This is a genomic window from Pararhodobacter zhoushanensis, from assembly GCF_025949695.1.
Lineage (GTDB): Bacteria > Pseudomonadota > Alphaproteobacteria > Rhodobacterales > Rhodobacteraceae > Pararhodobacter > Pararhodobacter zhoushanensis_A.
Map to the genome: position 1 here is coordinate 3,856,398 of NZ_JAPDFL010000001.1, position 20,095 is coordinate 3,876,492.

The 20,095-nt window shown below is 67.1% G+C and carries 21 protein-coding genes and 2 pseudogenes; 5 read left to right on the forward strand and 18 right to left on the reverse strand.

From position 1 onward, the window contains the following. Positions 1–3: 3 nt before the first annotated feature. From OKW52_RS19150 to OKW52_RS19235, 18 genes and pseudogenes are all read right to left on the reverse strand, one after another. Positions 4–948 (reverse strand): phosphatidate cytidylyltransferase, encoded by a 945-nt coding sequence (locus tag OKW52_RS19150; RefSeq protein ID WP_264507120.1) that lies wholly within the window; start codon positions 946–948, stop codon positions 4–6. Between the two features lie 128 nt (positions 949–1,076). Then, complete coding sequence (gene cysE, locus OKW52_RS19155) at positions 1,077–1,880, reverse strand: serine O-acetyltransferase (protein ID WP_264507121.1); 804 nt, start codon at positions 1,878–1,880, stop codon at positions 1,077–1,079. Between the two features lie 67 nt (positions 1,881–1,947). Then, a complete protein-coding gene (locus OKW52_RS19160) occupies positions 1,948–2,235 on the reverse strand; it encodes a DUF7742 family protein (RefSeq protein WP_264507122.1) in 288 nt (95 codons plus the stop codon). Beyond that, positions 2,235–6,172, reverse strand: a pseudogene (locus tag OKW52_RS19165) (baseplate multidomain protein megatron). The gene OKW52_RS19160 and the pseudogene OKW52_RS19165 overlap by 1 nt, the downstream one beginning before the upstream one ends. Positions 6,173–6,191: 19 nt before the next feature. Then, positions 6,192–6,623, reverse strand: a complete 432-nt coding sequence (locus tag OKW52_RS19170; RefSeq protein ID WP_264507123.1) for an NlpC/P60 family protein — start codon at positions 6,621–6,623, stop codon at positions 6,192–6,194. Beyond that, positions 6,616–7,479 carry a DUF2163 domain-containing protein gene (locus tag OKW52_RS19175; protein ID WP_264507124.1) on the reverse strand — a complete coding sequence of 288 codons (864 nt, stop codon included), beginning with the start codon at positions 7,477–7,479 and terminating at the stop codon, positions 6,616–6,618. The genes OKW52_RS19170 and OKW52_RS19175 overlap by 8 nt, the downstream gene beginning before the upstream one ends. Further along, positions 7,476–8,108: a DUF2460 domain-containing protein gene (locus OKW52_RS19180; RefSeq protein WP_264507125.1), complete on the reverse strand. Its 633-nt coding sequence runs from the start codon at positions 8,106–8,108 to the stop codon at positions 7,476–7,478. Before OKW52_RS19180 ends, OKW52_RS19175 begins: the two co-directional genes overlap by 4 nt. A gap of 2 nt (positions 8,109–8,110) precedes the next feature. Continuing rightward, complete coding sequence (locus tag OKW52_RS19185; protein WP_319800503.1) at positions 8,111–8,713, reverse strand: phage tail tape measure protein; 603 nt, start codon at positions 8,711–8,713, stop codon at positions 8,111–8,113. Then, entirely contained in the window at positions 8,643–8,972 is a 330-nt protein-coding gene (locus OKW52_RS23255) for a rcc01693 family protein (RefSeq protein WP_319800483.1), read from the reverse strand. The genes OKW52_RS19185 and OKW52_RS23255 overlap by 71 nt, the downstream gene beginning before the upstream one ends. Then, positions 8,969–9,292, reverse strand: coding sequence for a gene transfer agent family protein (locus OKW52_RS19195; RefSeq protein WP_264507127.1), 324 nt, complete (start codon positions 9,290–9,292; stop codon positions 8,969–8,971). The genes OKW52_RS23255 and OKW52_RS19195 overlap by 4 nt, the downstream gene beginning before the upstream one ends. 89 nt (positions 9,293–9,381) lie before the next feature. After that, positions 9,382–9,789, reverse strand: a pseudogene (locus OKW52_RS19200) (phage major tail protein, TP901-1 family); the annotation flags it as partial. Positions 9,790–9,814: 25 nt separating this feature from the next. Continuing rightward, on the reverse strand, positions 9,815–10,222 hold the full coding sequence (locus tag OKW52_RS19205) for a DUF3168 domain-containing protein (RefSeq protein WP_264507128.1): 408 nt from the start codon (positions 10,220–10,222) through the stop codon (positions 9,815–9,817). Then, positions 10,219–10,506 carry a head-tail adaptor protein gene (locus OKW52_RS19210; protein ID WP_264507129.1) on the reverse strand — a complete coding sequence of 96 codons (288 nt, stop codon included), beginning with the start codon at positions 10,504–10,506 and terminating at the stop codon, positions 10,219–10,221. Before OKW52_RS19210 ends, OKW52_RS19205 begins: the two co-directional genes overlap by 4 nt. Next, the gene (locus tag OKW52_RS19215) at positions 10,421–11,140 is read right to left on the reverse strand and encodes a head-tail connector protein (protein ID WP_319800484.1); all 720 of its coding nucleotides are present in this window, start codon (positions 11,138–11,140) and stop codon (positions 10,421–10,423) included. The genes OKW52_RS19210 and OKW52_RS19215 overlap by 86 nt, the downstream gene beginning before the upstream one ends. Positions 11,141–11,326: 186 nt before the next feature. After that, complete coding sequence (locus OKW52_RS19220) at positions 11,327–12,538, reverse strand: phage major capsid protein (RefSeq protein WP_264507130.1); 1,212 nt, start codon at positions 12,536–12,538, stop codon at positions 11,327–11,329. A gap of 105 nt (positions 12,539–12,643) precedes the next feature. Beyond that, positions 12,644–13,180 carry an HK97 family phage prohead protease gene (locus OKW52_RS19225; RefSeq protein ID WP_264507131.1) on the reverse strand — a complete coding sequence of 179 codons (537 nt, stop codon included), beginning with the start codon at positions 13,178–13,180 and terminating at the stop codon, positions 12,644–12,646. Positions 13,181–13,189: 9 nt separating this feature from the next. Continuing rightward, the gene (locus OKW52_RS19230; protein ID WP_264507132.1) at positions 13,190–13,435 is read right to left on the reverse strand and encodes a GTA head formation protein, RCAP_rcc01685 family; all 246 of its coding nucleotides are present in this window, start codon (positions 13,433–13,435) and stop codon (positions 13,190–13,192) included. After that, entirely contained in the window at positions 13,432–14,628 is a 1,197-nt protein-coding gene (locus OKW52_RS19235; protein ID WP_264507133.1) for a phage portal protein, read from the reverse strand. Before OKW52_RS19235 ends, OKW52_RS19230 begins: the two co-directional genes overlap by 4 nt. 545 nt (positions 14,629–15,173) lie before the next feature. Here OKW52_RS19235 and OKW52_RS19240 point away from each other — a divergent pair. The 5 genes from OKW52_RS19240 to OKW52_RS19260 all read left to right on the forward strand — a co-directional run bounded on the left by OKW52_RS19240 (position 15,174) and on the right by OKW52_RS19260 (position 20,095). Further along, the gene (locus OKW52_RS19240; RefSeq protein WP_264507134.1) at positions 15,174–16,382 is read left to right on the forward strand and encodes an amino acid ABC transporter substrate-binding protein; all 1,209 of its coding nucleotides are present in this window, start codon (positions 15,174–15,176) and stop codon (positions 16,380–16,382) included. 63 nt (positions 16,383–16,445) lie between these two features. Further along, positions 16,446–17,312 (forward strand): branched-chain amino acid ABC transporter permease, encoded by an 867-nt coding sequence (locus tag OKW52_RS19245; RefSeq protein ID WP_264507135.1) that lies wholly within the window; start codon positions 16,446–16,448, stop codon positions 17,310–17,312. After that, on the forward strand, positions 17,309–18,232 hold the full coding sequence (locus OKW52_RS19250) for a branched-chain amino acid ABC transporter permease (protein ID WP_264507136.1): 924 nt from the start codon (positions 17,309–17,311) through the stop codon (positions 18,230–18,232). The genes OKW52_RS19245 and OKW52_RS19250 overlap by 4 nt, the downstream gene beginning before the upstream one ends. Further along, on the forward strand, positions 18,229–18,960 hold the full coding sequence (locus tag OKW52_RS19255; RefSeq protein ID WP_264507137.1) for an ABC transporter ATP-binding protein: 732 nt from the start codon (positions 18,229–18,231) through the stop codon (positions 18,958–18,960). The genes OKW52_RS19250 and OKW52_RS19255 overlap by 4 nt, the downstream gene beginning before the upstream one ends. Beyond that, a complete protein-coding gene (locus OKW52_RS19260) occupies positions 18,953–20,095 on the forward strand; it encodes an ABC transporter ATP-binding protein (protein WP_264507138.1) in 1,143 nt (380 codons plus the stop codon). The genes OKW52_RS19255 and OKW52_RS19260 overlap by 8 nt, the downstream gene beginning before the upstream one ends.

The following is a 20,095-nucleotide window of genomic DNA, read 5'->3' on the forward strand; positions in this document are numbered from 1 at the left end:
GGCTCAGGTCCAGTAGTAGCGGGTAAGGTGAAAGAAGATCGGCGCCGAAAAGATCACGCTGTCCAGCCGGTCGAGGAATCCGCCGTGCCCGGCGATCACCGCGCCCCAGTCCTTGACCCCCTTGTCGCGCTTGATCGCCGACATCACCAGCCCGCCCAGCGTGCCCATCAGCGTCACCACCAGCGCCATCAGCGCCGCCCCGGCGGGGCTGAAGGGGGTGAGCGACCAGAGCGCGGTCGCCACCGCGACGGCGCTGGCCACCCCGCCGATCATGCCTTCCCAGGTTTTAGACGGGGACAGTTCGGGCGCCAGCTTGTGCCGCCCTGCCAGCTTGCCCCAGATGTATTGCATCACATCCGACAGCTGCACGGTGAAGATCAGCCAGGCGATAAGCTGGATATGCTGCGCCTCGCCACCCGGGATGGTCAGCGACAGGATCGCGGGCACATGGCTCAGGCCATAGACGCAGACCATGAGACCCCATTGCGTCTCGGCCGCGCGGGCCATGAAACCGCTGCTTCCGCCCGCAAGGGCAGCAACAGCGGGCATCAGCAAGAAGGCATAGACCGGGATGAAGACGGTATAGAAGCCGTACCAGTCGATATAGACCGCCCAGAACTGCACCGGCAGCACGATGGCATAGACCCCGGTGATCACCCAGATATCGGCGCGTCCGCAGGCCGTGACCTTGAGGAATTCGCGCAACGACAGGGCGGCGAGGGCGGCGAACAGCAGCACCACGCCCGCGCGCCCGGCAAGGAAGGCAAGCGCCAGCAGCGCCACCATCACCCACCACGCAGCAATCCTTGCGTTGAGATTGGCGATGACCGCGTGCCCTTGCGGGCGACGGCGCTTGAGGATCTGGCCAATGAGCGTCGCCAGCGCAAGAAACGCGCCGACCCCGCCCAGCAGCCACAACAGGCCGGCGGGTATGGAGATCAGGGACAAGGGAAAGGCCTCCGGGCGAACAAGGTTACGGCAAGCACGAACAGTCGTCTGTGGTTGCTGCTGTGTCGCCCGGCACGACCGTCGGGTTCAAATGCCCCGCGCCTTGGGCGCGCCGGGAAACAAGGACGTCACTCGCGAAAGCGGTGATCCATCGACAGCGCCGGCTGCGGGCAACCCGCTTCACCGACGATTTTCGCCGGTATCCCGGCCACCGTTTTGCAGGCTGGCACGTCGATCAGCACCACCGACCCCGCCGCGATGCGCGAATTGGCCCCGATATGGATGTTGCCCAGCACCTTGGCCCCGGCACCGATCAACACGCCGTCGCCGATCTTGGGGTGACGATCACCGTCGACCTTTCCGGTGCCGCCCAGCGTGACCGAATGCAGCATCGAGACATTATCGCCCACCACCGCCGTCTCACCGATGACAATGGAATGCGCGTGGTCGATCATGATGCCCTTGCCGATCTGCGCCGCCGGATGGATATCCACGCCGAACATCTCGGAAATCCGCATCTGCACGAACAGCGCCATGTCGCCACGTCCAGTGGTCCACAGCCAATGGCCAACGCGGTAGGCCTGTATCGCCTGATAGCCCTTGAAATACATCAGAGGCTGCAGGAAGCGGTGGCAGGCCGGATCGCGCTCGTGCACCGCAACGATATCGGCGCGCGCCGCTTCGCCCAGCCAGGGAGAGGTTTCATAGGCCTCTTCCGCGATCTCGCGCAGGATCTGCTCGCTGATTTCAGCCGACGAAAGCTTGAGCGCGAAACGGAACGCCAGTGCCCGCTCCATGGTCGCGTGGTGCAGCAGATTGTTGTGCATCACGCCGCCCAGCAGCGGCTCGTCGCGTACAACCTGATTGGCTTCTTCACAGATGCGCTGCCAAACGGGGTCGAGCTGGCTCAGTCTGGGTTTGGTCTCGGGCATCGCGCTTCTCCGCAGCTTGTCTGCCGACAAAGATAAACGATCGCCCCGGATTTTCCAGTGGCGCGGTTCAGCTTGTGCGGTCGCGCGCCAGAAGCGCGTCGATCACCTGCGCGAGGCACATCAGATAGTCCACCCCGCCGGGGCTTTGCGGCTCGGCCCGCGGATGCGCCAGAGCCGCTGCCAGCAAGGTGCCATTGCCATAAGCGGGATGGTTGCGCCCTGTGTCGCGGCGGTGCTGATCCGCCGTCCGTGCCCGCGCAATCAGCGCAGCCAGACCCGCCGCGCGCTGTGCCTTTGGCAGCGCCAGCAGAACGCGCGCGGCGGCGGCAAGGTCGGTCAGCGTGACGGGCCGCATCAGCCCACCACATCGACCGCCGCATAAAGCCCCGGACCATAGCTGGCCGAGACCTGCGCAACCTCGACCACAAACGCCCCGCTCACCCCATCGGCTGCTTGCTGTGCGGGAGTGTAGATGTAGGACGGCGTGCTCAGCGTGACCGTGCGCACCACGGCCCCACCCGACCGGATACGCAGCTGATACGCCTCGCTTTCCTCGCTCAACGGCACCTCGGGCGCATCCCAGCCATCGCCCCCTTGCGGGTGCGTCGGGTCCAGCGGATCGCCAGCGAGCCCCCGCCTGCGGGCCGTTCGGCCGTCAGGAAAGCGGGTGCATAGGGTCGCAGCCCGTTGCCCGCAAACACCTGCGTGCTCTCGACAAAAACCGGATCGTCATAGGCCAGCGCCGCCGGACCCACCCGCCACCGCCGCGCCACCCCGCGCGCCGAGGTCGGCAGATCCACCTGCTGTGCTGCCCCGTCGAGCAACACCACCACAGCACCCGGTGCCCAGGTATCGGGCATCACCGGCTCGGTCCCGAACTGGCCGCGCCACAGTCCCGTAAGCCGCCAGACACCCGGCTCGATCAGCGCGGCCTGCGCGTATTGAAACAGCTCCCAGTTTCCGCCGACGCCAATCGCCGCGACATTCGCCCCATCGAGCCGTTCCGCCTCGCTGACCGAGGCCAGCACCGCCCCCTGCGCAAACGTAACGTCAACGCCTGGGCCACGCTGCTCGACCATCGGTGCGGCGCGGTGCAGAGGCGTGCGCGTCTGCCCGACTGTCGCGCGCAGCCCCAGCAGTGTGTTCAGGGAAAAGCTCCCTGCCACCGGCGCGTCGTAAGCGGCGACCACACCCGGCCACGGCGTGCCTGTTACCGCCAGATGCGGGGCGTGTTCGACCTCGTCCCCGCGCATCAGGGGCAGGTCCAGAAAGATCGGCAGCACGGGCACGGGGGCCTGATACGCCCCTGCGGCCGGCAGATCGTCGCTGGCATCGCGGTGGCGGTAAAGGCCCGGTTCGATGCGCACCGCCTCCAGTGACCGCTCGCCGGTCAGTTCCATCCGGTCGATACGGTAGTGCCGCGTGCTCTCGCCCTGCCCCAGCGTCACCACATCGCCGACGGCAAGCGACGACGACATCGGCAAGCCGAACCTGGCCACGTCCCGCGCGGTGCGCGATTCCGTCAGCCAGCGCTTGACCGCTGTGCGCGCTTCGCCGCGCGTCAGGGTCAGCGGCAACTCGCTGTCGGCAACACTGCCTGCCGGGTCATCAGGGTGAACCGCCTCGGCGGCGCGGGTCTCAAAACCACCCTCGGCCTCGATATAGGTCAGCCGCAACCGGCCCGCCGTGTCGGGGGACGAGGCGCGCGACAGCGCCAGATCACCGCCCTCCCGCGCCACCAGATCGCCCGCGTCCAGCGCCACCGGCGCGCGCCCGGTCCGCATGCGGAACACCAGTACGCCATCGCGCTCGACCGCCTCGAACCCATGCGCCAACATCAGCGGTTGCAACGCCGCGCGACCCGTCGCGGTCGAGGGCACGGCATAGCCGCGCACAACGCCGTAAAGCGCGCTGACGTCATAGGCCGCGATCCCGGCGCGCTGGCAAATCTCGGCCACCACCGCGTCCAGCGGCTGCGAGGCTGCGCGCCCGGTCAGCCAGTGACCGCGCAGCCAGTTGTCGCCATCCGCCCAGCTGTCTGTCGCTGCCGGGAACTGTGGCCAGGGCCGCGCGTCCCAGGCCCAGGCATGGCTGCGCGACCAGTCGAGCATGCGTCCGGCATAGACATCCGACACCGGGTTATTGGCCGGATTCTGCCAGTAGCCATGCATCGCGCGCAGATATTGCATCTGCATCAGGTCATCGCGCACGCCGGTGGAATAATATGGTGCCTGCGATTCCGAGGATTTCGGATCGATGAATTTGTTGGGCTGGTTGGCCCCTTTGTCGATTGCCGCACAGCCGTATTCGGTGAACCAGACGGGTTTCGAGCGTGGCTCCCAACCGGTGGACGCTTCCGCCCGGACGCCGCCGATCCGCTCGGTATGCGGGTTCTCCCACCACGCGCGCAGATCCTTGAAACGCCAGATCCACGGCTCGGCTTCGCCATCGGTGATGGGCGTGCGTTCTTGCGCGTCGCGCTGGGGATTGTCGGAATAGTACCAGTCGTAGCCTTCGCCACCCGAGATGTTGGCTTGCAGATAGTGGAGATCGTACAAGTCGCGCCAGCCCGCCTGCCAATCTGCATGCGCCTCGCCATCGCGCCAGTCGGCGAGCGGCATGTAATTGTCGATGCCGATCACATCGAGGTCGTCATCAGCCCAGAGCGGGTCGAGATGGAAATAGCGGTTGCCCTCGCCAGCGTCATAGCCGAAATATTCCGACCAGTCGGCGGCATAGACCAGCTTGACCGACCCACCCAGCAACATGCGCACCTCGCGCAACAAATCAACCATCTGCGTCACGGCGGGGAAGCTGTCACCAGCACCCCGGATCTGCAACAGCGCCCGCATTTCCGAGCCGATGCAGAACGCCTCGACCCCGTCCGAAGCGGCACAGAGCGCCGCGTAATGCAGGATGAAGCGGCGGTAGGACCATTCAGGCGGGCCGGCATAGCTGACCGCCCCCGGTGAAACGGTGAAATCCGAGGCCTGCGCGGTGCCAAAGAACGCGGCAACCGCGGCCGCCGCCGCCGCCGAGCGATCGGTTGTCCCGGGCCGTCCCGGCGCCTTGTCCAGCGTGATGCGCCCACGCCACGGCAGAACCGGCTGATCCGCGGCCTCGGACCACGGGTCTGGCAGGCCGTTCCCGGCCAACTGCTCCATCAGCAGGAACGGGTAGAACACCACCGCCTGCCCGGCATCCTTGAGCGCTTCAATCGCCTGCAGGATCGACCGGTCCGACGGCGTGCCGCCATAGACCGGCTGACCGGCGATCTGCGGCACCAGTTCGGCCTCACCCCTGCCCAACCCGGCAACCTGCCACGGGTGATCCTTGCCGATCCGGTTGTCGAACTCGACCTTCGGTTTGATCAGACACTCACCGCAGCGCAGATCATCCCCGAACCACGAGGCGATAAGCAGGCTGGACCTCGCCTTCGGCAACTCGGTCTGCAACGCCGCCAGCGACGTCGGGAAATCCGCCGCACCCGAGGGGCTATGCGCATTGGCGTAACCCTGTGTCTCCTGACCCGAAATCGAAAACTCGGGTGCGAAAAGCTCGGCCTCGGACGAAGCCAGCAGGACCTTCTCGGTCGCCAGCGCGTATTCTCCCGCCCCCGGCAGCCACGCCACGCCCTGCACCGCGTCCTGCAGCGTACTGACCCCCTCGGCTTGCGCGGCGCGGATCACCTCGAAACTGAGGTTCGGCAGCCGGTTGCCAAACGGCCCCAGATCCAGATCCTCGATCACCACATAGGCCGTTCCGCGATAGGCCGGTGCCGCGCCGTCGCCCTCGACCGCCTCGATCTTGGGGTCGGGGGACTGGTCCATCGTGCCGGTGTAAACCCGCAAGTTCAGGTCGCTGCGCGCGATCTCGTCGCCGTAAGCCCAGATCCGGCCAATGCCGCCGATCTCGCCCTCGCACAGCGCAATCGCCAGGCTGACCACATAGCGCGACTGCTCGGTGACTTTCGGCCCAAGACCGCCCTTGGTGCGGCGCGAGCCGCCTGGGATCTCGTTGAAATCCGAGGCCCAGATGACATGCCCCGCCGTGCGCATCCGCCCCCAGAGTCGGGGGATCGGCACGCCTTCACCGGCGCCGGTGATCTGCAGCCGCTGGATACGCGCCGTCTCTACCGGACCCGAGCCCAGCCCCAGCAACCGCTGGTCGATGAGCCGCCCGACAGTCGCCCCGACGGCGCGCCCGATGACCAGGCCCGACAGGCCCAGCACCGCGCCGCCGAAATTCGCACCGATGGCCGCACCGGCGGCAGACAGAAGCAGAGTCGCCATACCGATGGCTCCTTTTCGATCACGTCATGTCAAAGCGCGCCACGATCCGGCGCGCCCAAGGGGAGCTCAGCGGGCTCTCGACAACGCCGTGGCCGCTGTAGGCATGCACAAAGCGCAGGACCGGCCCGGCCTGCGTCAGGATGCCCAGATGCTTGGCAACCGAGCCCGCCCGCATGCGAAACAGCAGCACGTCGCCCGGTTGCATGGGCCCCGGCGCAGGGCGCAGATGCTGCACCAGCGCGCGCCACAGCGCCTCGTCCCGCGCCGGTTCCGACCAGTCCGGGCCGTAAGGCGGGATCACCACGGGCTCAGCCCCGTGCCGGGCGCGCCAGACACCGCGCACCAGCCCCAGACAGTCGCAGCCCGCCCCGAGGGTCGAGGCCTGATGGCAATAGGGCGTGCCCATCCAGCGCCTCGCCTCGGCCACCAGTGCCGCACGGGCGTCAGCCATTGAGCCGCTTGCCCCCTGTATTCCCCCCGTCCGCGCGCGGCGTCGCCTGCAGCCAGTCGTCGCCGGGCACATGCGGGAAGCCTTGAAAATTCAGCGTATTGAGGAATTTGAACCGGCAGGTCTGGAACCGCTTGTCGCACCCCGCCTCAACCCGAACGCGGTCGCCGATCACCGGCGCAAACCCCGGCACCGACCACAGATGCAGCCGCCGCAACCCGCCCACGCGTTCTTCGCGCCGCACGGGCACCGCGATGCCTGAGGCCGCGCCAGTCAGGAACCGCGCCTGCCCGTCGACGAACCAGTCGGCAGCGTAGTCGGGCAATTCCGGCAGATCGAGCACCGAGCCACCCTCACCGACGCCCAGCAGATCGACCTCTGCCACGAACCCCGGCTGATCCAGATCGAACCCGCAGGCTGCATCGCCCAACACCGCCGGGCACAGCGCGCCAAACACCCGCCCACCGCTTTGCGACAAAGGCTCGGTCAGCCCGCGCAGTTCGGCATTGAACGCGCCGCCCGCACGCGTGATCTCGCCCAGCGTGCCGCGAAACAGCACCCGCCGCCAGGCGGGATCGGTCCAGTCGACCTCCCAGATGGTCAGCTCGGCCCCGTCATAGCGCCCGGCAAGAATATCCTCCTCGCGCAGTGCCGCGTCGCTCAACGCCCCGGCGGCCTCGGTGTTATCCACCGCCAGCCCCGTGCCCTGCACGATGGCGCTGGCGGTCATGCCGGTGCCTGCGCGAAACACCCTGCCGTCAAAGCTCAGGTCGCGATCATGGTCGGTAAAGCCCAGCACCGAACCATCGGCGCGGCGCAGCGCCCAGGCACGGGCGCGGGTGGTGATCACCTCGCTCATTGGCGCACCTCGATCACGGGCACCTTGGGAACCGCGCCCGCCTTGAAACTGGCGATCGAGACCTGCACCAGATCGGTGTCAAACCGCACCGGGACGTCGAACTCGCAGCCGATGGTGATCTCGGCTCCCACGCCCGGCGGCGAGGCGAAGGTGATCTGGCCGCTGGCGGTGTCGACCGACCACTCCACCGCCTCACCCACTTCCGTTCCGCCAATCGCCGCCCGCACCGTCCCCGCCACCGGCTTGGCGATCACGCGGGCCGACGCCCATTCGCCGGACCGATAGGTCTTGGACAACTGGAACACCGTCGAAACCCCGTCGCCAAAACCCAGCGACTGGTCCAGCGGCCCCACCGCTTGCGAGGCGCGGCAGGTCTTGAAATCCGCCCAGTCTTTCCAGCGGAACCCGTGCAGCATGCCCTGACGCGCCTCGAAGAACGCGATCAGCTGCTCGACATCATCCAGCGAGCGCAGCCCCAGTCCCGCATCATAGCGCCGCCGCGCCTGGGCCCAGGGCGTGTTGCGTTCCTCGAACCCGTTCGCCAGTGTGACGATCTCGGTCCGGCGTTCAGGACCGCCCAGCGAGCCAAAGCTCAGCGTGGCGGGAAAGCGGATCTCGTGAAAAGCCATGGTCAGTAATTCCTTTGCCCTTGCGCCAACAGGCGCTGCATCTGCGCGGCGATCTGGCTTTGGCTGCGCTGGAACCCGGCGACATCCGGCGTGTGCACGTTGATCACCACGCTCATTGCCCGCCCGCCACCGGCCCCGCGCACGCCCAGCCGACCGTCAGCGCCCCGCGCCAGCGGCAGGATCGCCTCGGGCCCAGCCTCGCCCATCAGGCCGGTGCCGCCGCGCATCGGGAAGGCGACCGGCGAGGACACCACGCCGCCCTGCGCAAAGGGCATCACCCGGCCCTGACTGAACGAGGCGCCCTTGGCAAAGGGCAGCACGCTGTTCATCAGCCCGCCGACCACCGACGACAATGCCCCGCCCAGCGCGCCCTGCACCGGGCGCATCGCGGCGGAATAGAGCGCATCAGAGATCGACCGGCCCAAGCCACGCATCGCATCCGACAGGCGCAAGCCGTCAAAGATCACCCCGTCAAACGCCCGCCGCACCCCCGTGCCCAGACCACGCGACAGACCCGCCATCTCGCGGCTGGTGTCACCCAGGCTGCGCCCCATGTCGGCCAGAGACGAATCGAGCGACCCCACCAGATCCGCCGTCGACCCCATCCGCGCTTCCAGTTCGGCCAGTTGCGCGTTCAACTCGTCCAGTGTTGCCATGTCCTGCCTCTTTTCCCTGTCCCGGACCGTCCGGGTAGCGCGCCAGCAGCGCGTCCAGCCGGGCGCGGGTGAACCCGCTGCCCGCCGTCTCGTCGCGGCCCAGCATGATCATCAGTTCCGCCGGGGTCAGCGCCCAGAACTCGCCCGGACGCAGCCCCAGCCCGTGCATCCCGGCGCGCATCAGCCCCGGCCAGTCGAGAGCGCTCACGCCGCCGCCCCCGGCGCACTGAAGGCGCGCGCCAGAAGCTGTCCGGCGACGCGCGACGCTTCGACCGGGCCACCCTCGATCTCGGCACTCAGCAGGGCCGAGGCCGCCACAGGCGTGCCCCCGCCATGCAATCCAGCCAGGATCAGCGCCATCACGTCGCGCGCCGAAAACCGACCCGTTTCAAAGCGTTCGACCAAAGCCACCAGACTGTCCGCGCCCAGCGCCTGCTCAAGCTCGACCAGCGCGCCCAGCGTCAGCTTCAGCCGGTGGCGCTGACCATCCAGAACCAGCGCCACCTCGCCCGCCAGCGGATTGGCCATCAGACCGGCTCACCGCTGCCTTCGTCCGGCTCGGGCTGGTCGCCGCCGTCGCCCGCGTAATCTTCGGGCTCCAGCGCCAGCTCGGTCGCCGACACGAACGACAGCGCGCCCGCCGAGGCCATCGACAGCTCATACGTCGCCTCGCCGTTGTAGCTGCCGGCGTAGTCCAGACTGGTGATCTGGAACGGCCCTTCGACCGTGCCGAAATCGGGGATCACCACCTGAAACGCCGGGATCTCGCCGTTGAAGAACACCGCCCGCGCCCGCTCATCCGTGCCCTCATCCCGGAACACGCCCGAGCCCGAGATCGACGCCGCCTTGACCCCGGCACCGGCCAGCAGCTCGCGCCAGCCGCCTTCGCTGTCCAGACTGGTCACATCGACCGTCTCGGCGTTGAAGCTGATGCGCGTGGCGCGCAGCCCCGCGATGGTTTCGAACTGACCGGCCCCGGTCACGTCCAGTTTGATCAACAGATCCTTGCCGCTTTGCACAGCCATGCCCGCCACTCCTTATGTCTGAAACTCAACCCTCGACCCGCACGCGAAAGCGCAGATCAATCCGCCGCAATGCGGCCCCTTCGGCCCGGCGCGCCTGCGCCTGATGGAACCAGATCGCCACCACCCGACCGCTGCTCAGGCTCGGCTGGCTGCCCGGCAGGATCTCACCGATCCGCGCCGCCGCTGTCTTCGAGGTCAGAAACCCCGCCGCGTCGCTGACCACCTGCACCAAGACCCGGTGCTCGGCCCCCGGTCCGGTCACGTCCGACCGGTCGATGACGTCCTCTTCGCCCAGCACCACATAGGTGCCCTGCGGCGTGGCCGGGGGCGGCGCATCGAAGATGCCGCCGGGCACCAGACCGGCCAGCGTCGCATCGCCGCTGAGCAAGTCGTAGAGCGCGACCTGAACCGCCGCCGCGTTTTGATAACTCATGCCGGAACCTCCTCACGCGCGTGGCACACCAGATAGGCCCCGCTCGGATCGGCCTCGCTGACCGCCAGAATGGTGAAAATCCGCCCGCCTTCACGTAGGCGCTGATCCGGGCGCGGGCGCTGCGGGCTGCCCTGCGACGCGGCACGCAGATAGACGCGAAACAGCATCCGCCCCTCGGGGGCGATCAGCCCGCGCCGCTCAGACCCCGACCCCGCGCGCAGCTCTGCCCAGAGCGTTCCGAGCGCCACCCAGCTGGTGGAGAAACCGCCCGCGCCGTCTGGCACCGTGCTCGGCTCCTCCAGCACCATCGGGCGCGTCAATGTATACCCCATCAGCGATGCCCCCCGCCGTCACCCGCACGGGTATCCAGCGCGCCACCAGAGCCGCCACCGGACCCGAGCCCAGCTCTCCCCCCGTGCGCCCCTCATAAAACTGCGCCGCCAGCAGCATCACCGCCTGTTGCAAGTCGTCCGGCACCGCGTCCCAGCTCGCGCCGAACCCGGCGGTGAAATCGACCTCGACCCGGCCGTTCGTCGGCACGCCCGGCAGCACCGCACCGGTCGCCAGCAGTTGCGGACGGTGACGGTCGACCACCAGACGCCAGCGCGCCGGATCGACCACCGCAGGCACACCGTCGCCGTCAATCATCGTGACCGAGGCCACCGCCGTCACCGGCGCCACGGGCAAGGCCTGCGCATCCGCCCAGCGCCAGCAGGGCAGGACCAACCTGAAATCGCGGCTCATCAAAGCCTTGCCGGTCCGCGTCTCGATCGCTGCGATCGCCGCGCGCAGGTATTGCACCAGCAGCGGGTCGCCCGTTGCCTCGTCGGCAAAGCCCGCGCCCAACCGCAGATGCGCGCGAAAGGCGGAAACCGGCAGGTCGCCGTCGTCCACAACACTGGTCTCACACAGATCCATGCTCGCCTCCTTGACCCGTTCAAAGCCCCGTTCACGGCGCTGACCGGCGCAGACACGCTCCCGCACCGCTCGCACGGGGAGAGCAGCCGGACAGTGCGGGACGATGGGTCCGACCGGACCTTCCCGCGCGCGCCTGCGCCGCCATCGGACCGGCCCCACGCGGACCGGCCCAATCTCACTCCACGCTTACGACGCGGCGAATTTCAGCAGCTTGATCGCGCTGAAATCGGTCACATCGCCGCCCACGCGCTTGGTCGCGTAGAACAGCACATGCGGCTTGGCGCTGAACGGATCGCGCAACACGCGCAGATCGGGGCGTTCGGCGATGGTATAGCCCGCGCGGAAGTCGCCAAAGGCGACGGCATGGGCGTTGGCGGCGATGTCGGGCATGTCCTCGGCGATCAGCACCGGATAGCCCATCAGGCGCGCAGGCTCACCGGCAGCCAGACCGTCCGACCACAGGAAGCGGCCATCGGCATCCTTCATCTTGCGCACAGCGCCGGCGGTCTTCGAGTTCATCACAAAGGCCGCATTGGCGCGGTAGCCCGCCTCCAGCGCGTAGACCAGATCGACGATCGCATCGGCCGGGTTGGTGGCGTCGAAATCGCCCGCAGCACCGGTGGCGACATAGCCCAACTCGCCCCAGACCTCGGTGCCATTGGCCACGATGTCATGGTCCAGGAACCCGCGCGGCTGATCGGTGCCCGAGCCCGAGATGAAAGCCGCTGCCTCGGCACGCGCGAACTTCATCGCGATGCGCTCGGCCAGCCAGCCCTCGACGTCGAACGCGCTGTCTTCCAGCAGCCGCTGCGAGGCCTTGGGCATCGCCGACAGCTCATGCAGCTTGATCGAAATCCGGTCGATGGCCGCGCTGCCCGTCTCGGTGACCGACGACGATTCCGTCTCCCAGCCCGAGCCGACATCGCCATGATCGACCAGCACGTCGAACGAACCGGCCTCGACCTGCACAACGCTGGCAATCGCCCGGATCGACGCCGAAGCATCCAGAACCGCATGAATACGGTCCGAGGTCTGAGGATCGACCAGATAGCCGCCCTCAGAGTTCACGGCGGTGTTCAGCCCCTTGCCCTCAAGCACAAGGCCACGCAGGCCGTCGTCGTCGCCCTGACGCAGATAGGCGTCGAACGCCTTCAGATGCAGGCCTTCGCCGCTGTCAGCCTGTGCCAGCACGGGGCGGGCGGTTTTGGTGGTGAATTTACGATCCATCATGGTCAGTCGCTCGTCCTGTTCTTTCAGAGTGCCCATCATATCTGCACGGAAGGTCTTGATTTCGGTTACGAAACCCTCCAGCGCCCTAGTCAGTTGCGTCGCCTCGCCATCGGGCTGCCGCGTCGCGCTTTTCTCCTGGCTCACAGGGCCGGGAAACTCGCTGCTCATCGCATCCATCCTTTCATGGTTGCCACTGCGCGGGTTCCCTCGGGCAACCCGCCCCCACCGCGCTCCCCACTGGGGGCGCGTGTCTCGCCTAAAATCGGAAACGCCTCAGCCCCTGAGCGCGTCGCGCGCTGCCTCAAGCGCCCGTGCCAGTTCACTCATGAAACCGGCGTCGGACTTGGCCGAAACCCGCGCGTCGGGCAGCATCGGAAAGGTCACCAGCGACACTTCCCACAGCTCCAGCTCGATCAACTTGCGCCCACCGTCGGGCAGCTTTTCCGCCCGGATCGTGCGGTAGCCGATGCTCAGCCCGTCGACCGCGCCCGCCGCCATCAGCGCCGCTGCCTCGCGGCCCTTCTCGACCTCGCTCAGAAGGCGACCCTTGACGCGCAGCCCGTGCGCATCTTCGACCACTTCATCCCAGACGCCGATCGGCTGGCCCTGATCGTGCTGCCACAGCATCCGCACCCGGCCCGAGGCCGCCTTGATCCGCGCCAGCGACGCGGCATAGGCGCCGGGCTGGACCACATCGCCCCCCCGGTCGCGCACCCCAAAGACCGAGGCATAACCCGCAATCACCGACCCTTCGGCCAGCACCAACCCGGCACTGCCCGGCTGGTGGAATTTCGTCTCAAGACCCTGCATCCTGCCTCCTCACATCTGCGTCGCCACAAAGGCCACCGCGCCGTGCACCAACACCCCCGAGGCCACACCGTACACCGCCAGCCACAGCCGCTTTTCCAGCCGCCGCAACTCGTCCTCGATCCGGGTCAACCGGTACTCCAGCCCCGCGCGGCGCTCGTCCTCGACGCGCTCCTGCGCATCGATCCGCGCCTGTGCCAGATCGAAACTGTCGTACAGAAACCGCGATCCACCGACCGCCTTGCGCTGTGCGTTCATGCGCCGTCTGCCACGGGGGGCAGCCCCAGCATCGCGCGCTTCTCGGCATCGCTCAGAAACCCTGCGCCCAGCACCCGCTGCCACTGTTGATCCCGCTCGACCGACAGCGCCGGCACCTGATCCAGATCGGGTTTCAGCGCCAGATCGACCCCGGCAAAGCCCGACAGCCAATGCGACAGCGACTCGGCAACCTTGCCCGCCAGCGGCAGCACCGTCAGGCGAAAGAACGCCCGGTTCGCCTCGGCGTAATTGGCATAGGTCGCGTCGCCGGGGATACCCAGCAGCATGGGCGGCACGCCAAACGCCAAGGCGATCTCGCGCGCGGCGGCTTCCTTGGTCTTGTGGAATTCCATGTCCGACGGGCTGAACCCCATCGGCTTCCAGTCCAGCCCGCCCTCCAGCAGCATCGGTCGCCCTGCGTTACGCGCGCCCTGATGGTGGGTCTCCATCTCGCTTTGTAACCGTTCGAACTGCTCGTTCGACATCGTGCCCGCGCCATCGTCCCCCTTGAAGACAATCGCGCCCGAGGGCCGCGCGGCATTGTCCAACAGCGCCTTGGACCAGCGACTTGCGCTATTATGGACATCCAGCGCCGAAGCTGCGGCCTCGATCGGCGACAACCCGTAATGATCATCCAGTGGATGATAGGCCCGGACATGACAGATCGGTGCCGCGCCCTCGGCCATGTAGAAGCGATGCTTGCGACCGCTCACCGCGTAATCATACGCCGCCGGCCAGCCATCCGCGCCCGGCACCACGCTCATCCGGTCCGAGCGCAGCACGTGCAACTCACCCGGCACGCCGCCCTCCGCCGCAGCCACCGCCTCGACATAGGCGTTGCCCGACAACAGCAGCTGCGCATAGAGCGCCTCAAGGAACTCGGCGCGCCCCTGCGCCGGGTTCGGGCGGCGCAGCAGCGCCAGCAGCGGATGTTGTTCATAGCGACGCTCGCAGTCTTGCAGCACCAGCGGCAGCGCCGCCGCCGCCTCGGAAATCAGCCGCACCACACGAAACCCCACCGGGTTGCCTTGAAACCCCGCGCGGGTCAGCGATACCGTATCGCGCGCCGTCCAGCGCGGCTGATTTGTGCCCTGCATCGCCGCCATGCGGCCCACACCACCAGCCGTCAGCGGGCCAACGGCCGAGGCCTTGGCCTCGGGTGCTCCCGACGGCTTGCGAAAAAGATCGAACATGCACCTGCCTCCCTGTCACGCTGCCCCGGAAACGGCCCGGTGCCTCGGCTTGCTGAGGGGTTATCGACCCTATTCCTTGAAGAAGCGCAGAGCCTGCGCACTGTGCCCGCCGGTCACGCAACACCCGGTCTGCCATGCATTCCATGATCACCCAGCGCCAATTAATGTATACATCCGCTGGATTCGCGCAGCGCAGCATAACCGACACGCTTGATTTCTCACGAATATGCACCCGCAGCAGAGCATTTTTCTGCAAATGCGAGGCAAGCAGCCCGCTTTCCAAACCCTTGCGCTCACTGCATACCTACCCGCTAACCTAGCGAAAACTTTCGTAAAAAGGGGTTGAATTGCCGTTTGAAGGGTGCATTCTGTATACACGGGTGGATGACGGGAGCGTCCGCCACGCACCGCTGTCGAGAGGGATCGCAAGGCTCTGGTCGTTGTCCTGAGGAGGGGATGGCCCGAAGCCATGCGATCACGGTTCTCTCGCTGTGGCGCGCAGAAATCCGGGCGGCCCAGCCGTCTCTAACGATAGGGGAGATTCCATGTTTCGCAGAACTCTGATGACCACGGCTGCCGTGGCCGCGCTGGCGGTTGCCACGCTGTCAAGCGCCTCGGCGCAATCGGTGATCCGTATGGGGGCGGCCGCCCCCATGACCGGCCCGCTCGCCGGGGGCGCAACTGTCACCCACTGGCCAGCCGTTCGCCTGTGGGTGAGCGAAGTCAACGCGCGCGGCGGGTTGCAGTTGGCCGATGGCCCGGCCACCATCGAGTTGATCGAATATGACGACCAGACCAACCCCCAGCAGGCGATCATGGCCGCCCAGCGCCTTGCCACGCAGGATCAGGTCGACTTCATGGTCGCGCCCTATTCCACCGGCATGAACCTTGCCGCAGCGCCTGTCTTCGCGCAACTCGGCTATCCGATGATCACCGGCACGGCTGTCACCGACCAACAACCGGAACTGGCAGAGCAATTCCCCAACATGTTCTTCGTGCTGGGCCGCACCTCGGTCATGGCTGAAGATACCGCCCATGTGCTCGTCGACCTGCGTGAGCGGGGCGAAATCGGCAACCGCGTGGCGCTGGTCAACGTGGCGGATGCTTTCGGCATCGAAATGGCCGGCATCTCGCGCAGCGTGCTGGAATCCAACGGGTTCGAGATCGTCTACGAATCCTCCTACCCGCTTGGCACGCAGGATCTGGCCCCGGTGATCGACGGCGCCAAAGCCTCGAACCCCGACGCCTTCATCGCGTGGTCCTACCCCGGTGATACCTTCGCGCTGACCGATCAGGCCATCGTGCAGAACTTCGCACCGCACGTCTTCTTCACCGCCGTCGCCACCGCCTTCCCGGCCTATGCCGGGCGCTTTGGCCCTGCGGCTGAGGGCGTTCTGGGTATGGGTGGCGTCAATGCCGATGATCCCGCGTTCCAGGCCTTCGCCGCGGCCCACACCGAACTGAACGGTCAGGGCCCGGACTTCTGGGCCTCTGCCGCCACCTACGCCACGCTGGAAATCCTTGGTCAGGCGATCGAGGCTGTCGGTGCCCCTGACCGCGCCGCTGTCCTCACCTACCTGCAGGACCGCTCGAACTCCTATGAGACCGTCCTCGGGCCGGTATCGTTCAACGAAAACAACGATAACGAGGCCTACTGGACCGTCGGCCAATGGCAAGACGGCGTGTTCCGCGGCGTCGCGGCGCGTGGCCGCGAGGGTGCTGTGCCGGTTCAAGTCTTCGACGGCTGGGAATAACCCAACCGCGGCGGCGCATCCCTTGCGCCGCCGCCCCACTTTCCAGACGGCGGACGTACCCTGATGTTCATCCTGATCACCGGCCTTTTGCTGGGCGGCACCTATGCGCTCATCGCCATGGGGCTGAACCTGCAATACGGCGTGGCGCGCATCATGAACCTCGCCAATGGCGAGATGCTGGTCGCCGGAGGCTTCGCTGCTTTCTGGGTCTACACCGCCGGTCAGGTGAACCCCATCGCCGCGCTGATCGTCGTGGCCCCTGTGGCCTTCGCCGTGAACTGGGTGCTCTACCGCGTCATGCTGCAACCGCTGGTCGCCCGCGCCAAGAACCGGGGCCAGCTGGAAACCGACAGCATCCTTGCCACCTTCGGTATGTCCTTTGCCTTTGTCGGCGTGATGACATGGGCCTTTGGCGGTGGCTACTTCAACTACGCCTTCCTCGCCCAGCCGTTCGAGATGTTCGGCTCGTCCTACGCGCAGAACCGCATCGTCGCTTTCCTGATCGCCACAGTGATCGCCGCCGCGCTCTGGGTCTGGCTCACCTATTCCCGCGCTGGGCTCAGGATGCGCGCCGTCGCGGTTGACCCGCGCTCGGCCCGGCTGGTCGGCATCGACGTCAAGGCTACCTCGGCCCTCGCCTTCGCCCTTGGCGGTGCGATCACCGCGACCGGAGGCTCGCTCATTTCAATGTTCTTCACCCTCGATGCTTCCGTCGGCGTGCTCTTCACCATGAAAGCCCTGATCATCGTCATCATGGGCGGCGTCGGTGACATCCGCGGCACCATCATCGCCGCGCTGATCCTCGGCATCGCCGAAACCGCCGTCGCCCGGCTGATCGACCCCGGCCTCACCCTTGCCGCCGCCTATTTCCTCTTCCTCGCCGTGCTGCTCTTCCGCCCGCAGGGATTGTTCGGAAAGAAACCGACATGAGCACCCGCGAGATCCGCAACCTGATCGTCTCGGCCCTTCTGATCGGCCTCTGCTGCCTGCTGCCGGTCTATGGCTCGCCCTATTGGCTGACGATGGGCACCACCATCGCCATGTATGCCGTGCTCTCTACCTCATGGGCGCTGTTTTCCGGCCCCACGCATTACATCTCGCTCGCCACCGCTGCCTTCTTCGGCGTCGGCACCTTTGTCACCGGCCTTGGGTTTCAGGACCTGCCGTTCTGGACCTTGCCGGTCATCGCCGCCGTTCTGGGTGCTGTGCTGGCGGCACTGGTCGGCATGGTCACCCTGCGCCTGTCGGGCGTCTACTTCGTCATCTTCACCCTCGGTCTGGCCGAGATGGTCCGGCAAGTCGTCACCTGGATACAAAACCAGACCGGCCATCGCGGCATGTATGTCCTCACGTCGCTGACCGAGCGCGAGATTTACTGGATGCTCATCGCCCTTGCTTCCATCGTCTTCCTTGCGGGCTGGCTGATCGGACGCTCGAAACTGGGCTTTGCCCTGCGCATCATCGGCAATGACGAGACCGTCGCCAAACATTCCGGCATCGACACCGCGCTGGCCAAGGTGCTGCTGTTCATGGTCCCCGGCGCTGCCGCTGCCGCCACCGGCGCGATCCTCGCCCCGCGCTATATCTATATCGAACCCTCCACCGCCTTCGCGCCGCTGCTGTCGTTCCAGGTCGTCATCATGGCGTTGCTCGGCGGCACGGGTCGCCTGTGGGGCCCCATCGCGGGCGTGATCCCCTTCACCCTGCTGTGGGAGGCCATCACCCGCCAAGCCCCCAACCAGACCCTGCTCCTGCTCGGCGTCGCCTTCCTGCTCATCGTCTACGTCCTGCCCGGCGGTTTCGTCGGCCTCTGGGACCGCCTGCGTCGCCGCTATGGAGGCACCCGATGAGCAAAACCATCCTGCAAGCCCGCGATGTGACCAAGCGCTTTGGCGGTCTGGTTGCCGTGAACGGCGTCAGCTTCGACGTCACCGAGCATCAGGTGATGGGCATCATCGGCCCCAATGGCTCGGGCAAATCGACGATGATCAACATGATCTCGGGCAGCTTCGCGCCCAGCGCCGGGTCGATCCAGCTGAACGGGCGCGAGCTGGCCGGGCAACCCGCCCACAAGGTCGCGCGCCTTGGGGTCGGGCGCACCTTCCAGCTGGTCCGCCTGCTGCCCGAACTCAGCGTCACGCAGAACGTCCTCGCCGGGGCCGCCTTCGGCCACCGCCGCCGCTGGGGGCCTGAGGCCGAGCGCTTCGCCCATACCCTGCTCGACCGCCTCGGTCTGGCGCAGGTCGCAGCCCTCCCCGTCTCTGCCCTTACCTACATTGACACCAAACGCGTCGAACTGGCCCGCGCGCTGGCCGGAGAGCCCGAGGTGCTGCTGCTCGACGAATGGCTGGCAGGCCTCAACCCGACCGAGCTGTCCACCGGCATCGACCTGATCAAATCCTTGCGCGATGAGGGCCGCACGATCATCCTTGTCGAACACGTCATGGACGCCATCCGCAGCCTGTGCGACCGCTGCGTGGTGATGTCCTCGGGCACCAAGATCGCCGAGGGCACGCCCGCCGAGGTACTCTCTGACCGCGAAGTGATCCGCGCCTATCTGGGGGATGACGATGCTTGAAATCGCTGGCCTCTCCGTCCGCTACGGCAAACACACCGCCCTCACCGAGACCGCGCTGAGCGTAAAAAAGGGCGAGATCGTCGTCATTCTGGGCGCCAACGGGGCGGGGAAATCCACCCTGCTCAAAGCCATCGCCGGGATCTGCGAAGGGAAAAGCACCGGCAGCGTCACCATGGGGTCCGACCCCGTCCTGGGCCTGCCCGCCCACAAAGTCGTGGAACGCGGCATCGCGCTGGTGCCTGAGGGGCGCGGCATTTTCGGCGATCTCACCGTCCGCGAGAACCTGCTGCTGGGCGCGAACCCCCAACGCGCCCGCGAAGAGGCCGACGCCAATTTCGAACGCCTGATCCGCCTGTTCCCCAAGCTGACCGACCGCGCCGGACAGACGGTGCGCACCATGTCGGGCGGCGAGCAGCAGATGGTCGCCATCGGTCGCGCGATGATGTCCAACCCCGAAATCCTGATGCTGGACGAACCCAGCCTCGGCTTGTCACCGCTTCTGGCCAAGGAGCTGTTCCAGAACCTCAAGGCCGTCCGCGCCGCCGGTCTGGGCATCCTTTTGGTTGAACAGAACGCCAAGCTCAGCCTCGCCATCGCCGACCGGGGTTACCTGCTCGAAAACGGCCGCATCCTGCGCGAGGATAAAGCCTCGATCCTGCTGCACGACCCCGCCGTGCAGGCCGCCTATCTCGGCGGTGCCGCCGGTCACGCGACCGGCCCGGCCAAGCCGACCCCCGTGCCGCAGGCGGCCCCCGCCACGCCAACCCCGCGCGCCCCGTCGACCGCCAGCGTGCCCTCGTCGCAGATCGCGGGCCTCGACATCGACGCCCTCGTCTCCAGCGCCGCGCAAAAAGCCGTGCGCCCGCCCAGCACGCTCACCCCGGCCTACACAACCAGCGCCCCCCGCGCCGATCACCTGCGCCAGACGCTTTCCGCCATCGAAAGCGCCGCACGCCAGCCGCGCCCCTCCTCGCTACCGCCCCTGCGCGCGCAGGCCCGTCCCAACGCGCCCACCGCCAGCGCACCCACAGTACAACGCCCCACCCCCGGCGCCCCCACCCCGATCCCCGGAGGCCGCGTCGACGTCTACCGCCGCCGCCCCGGCACATCGCAGTTCGACAAGACCGAGGTCTGA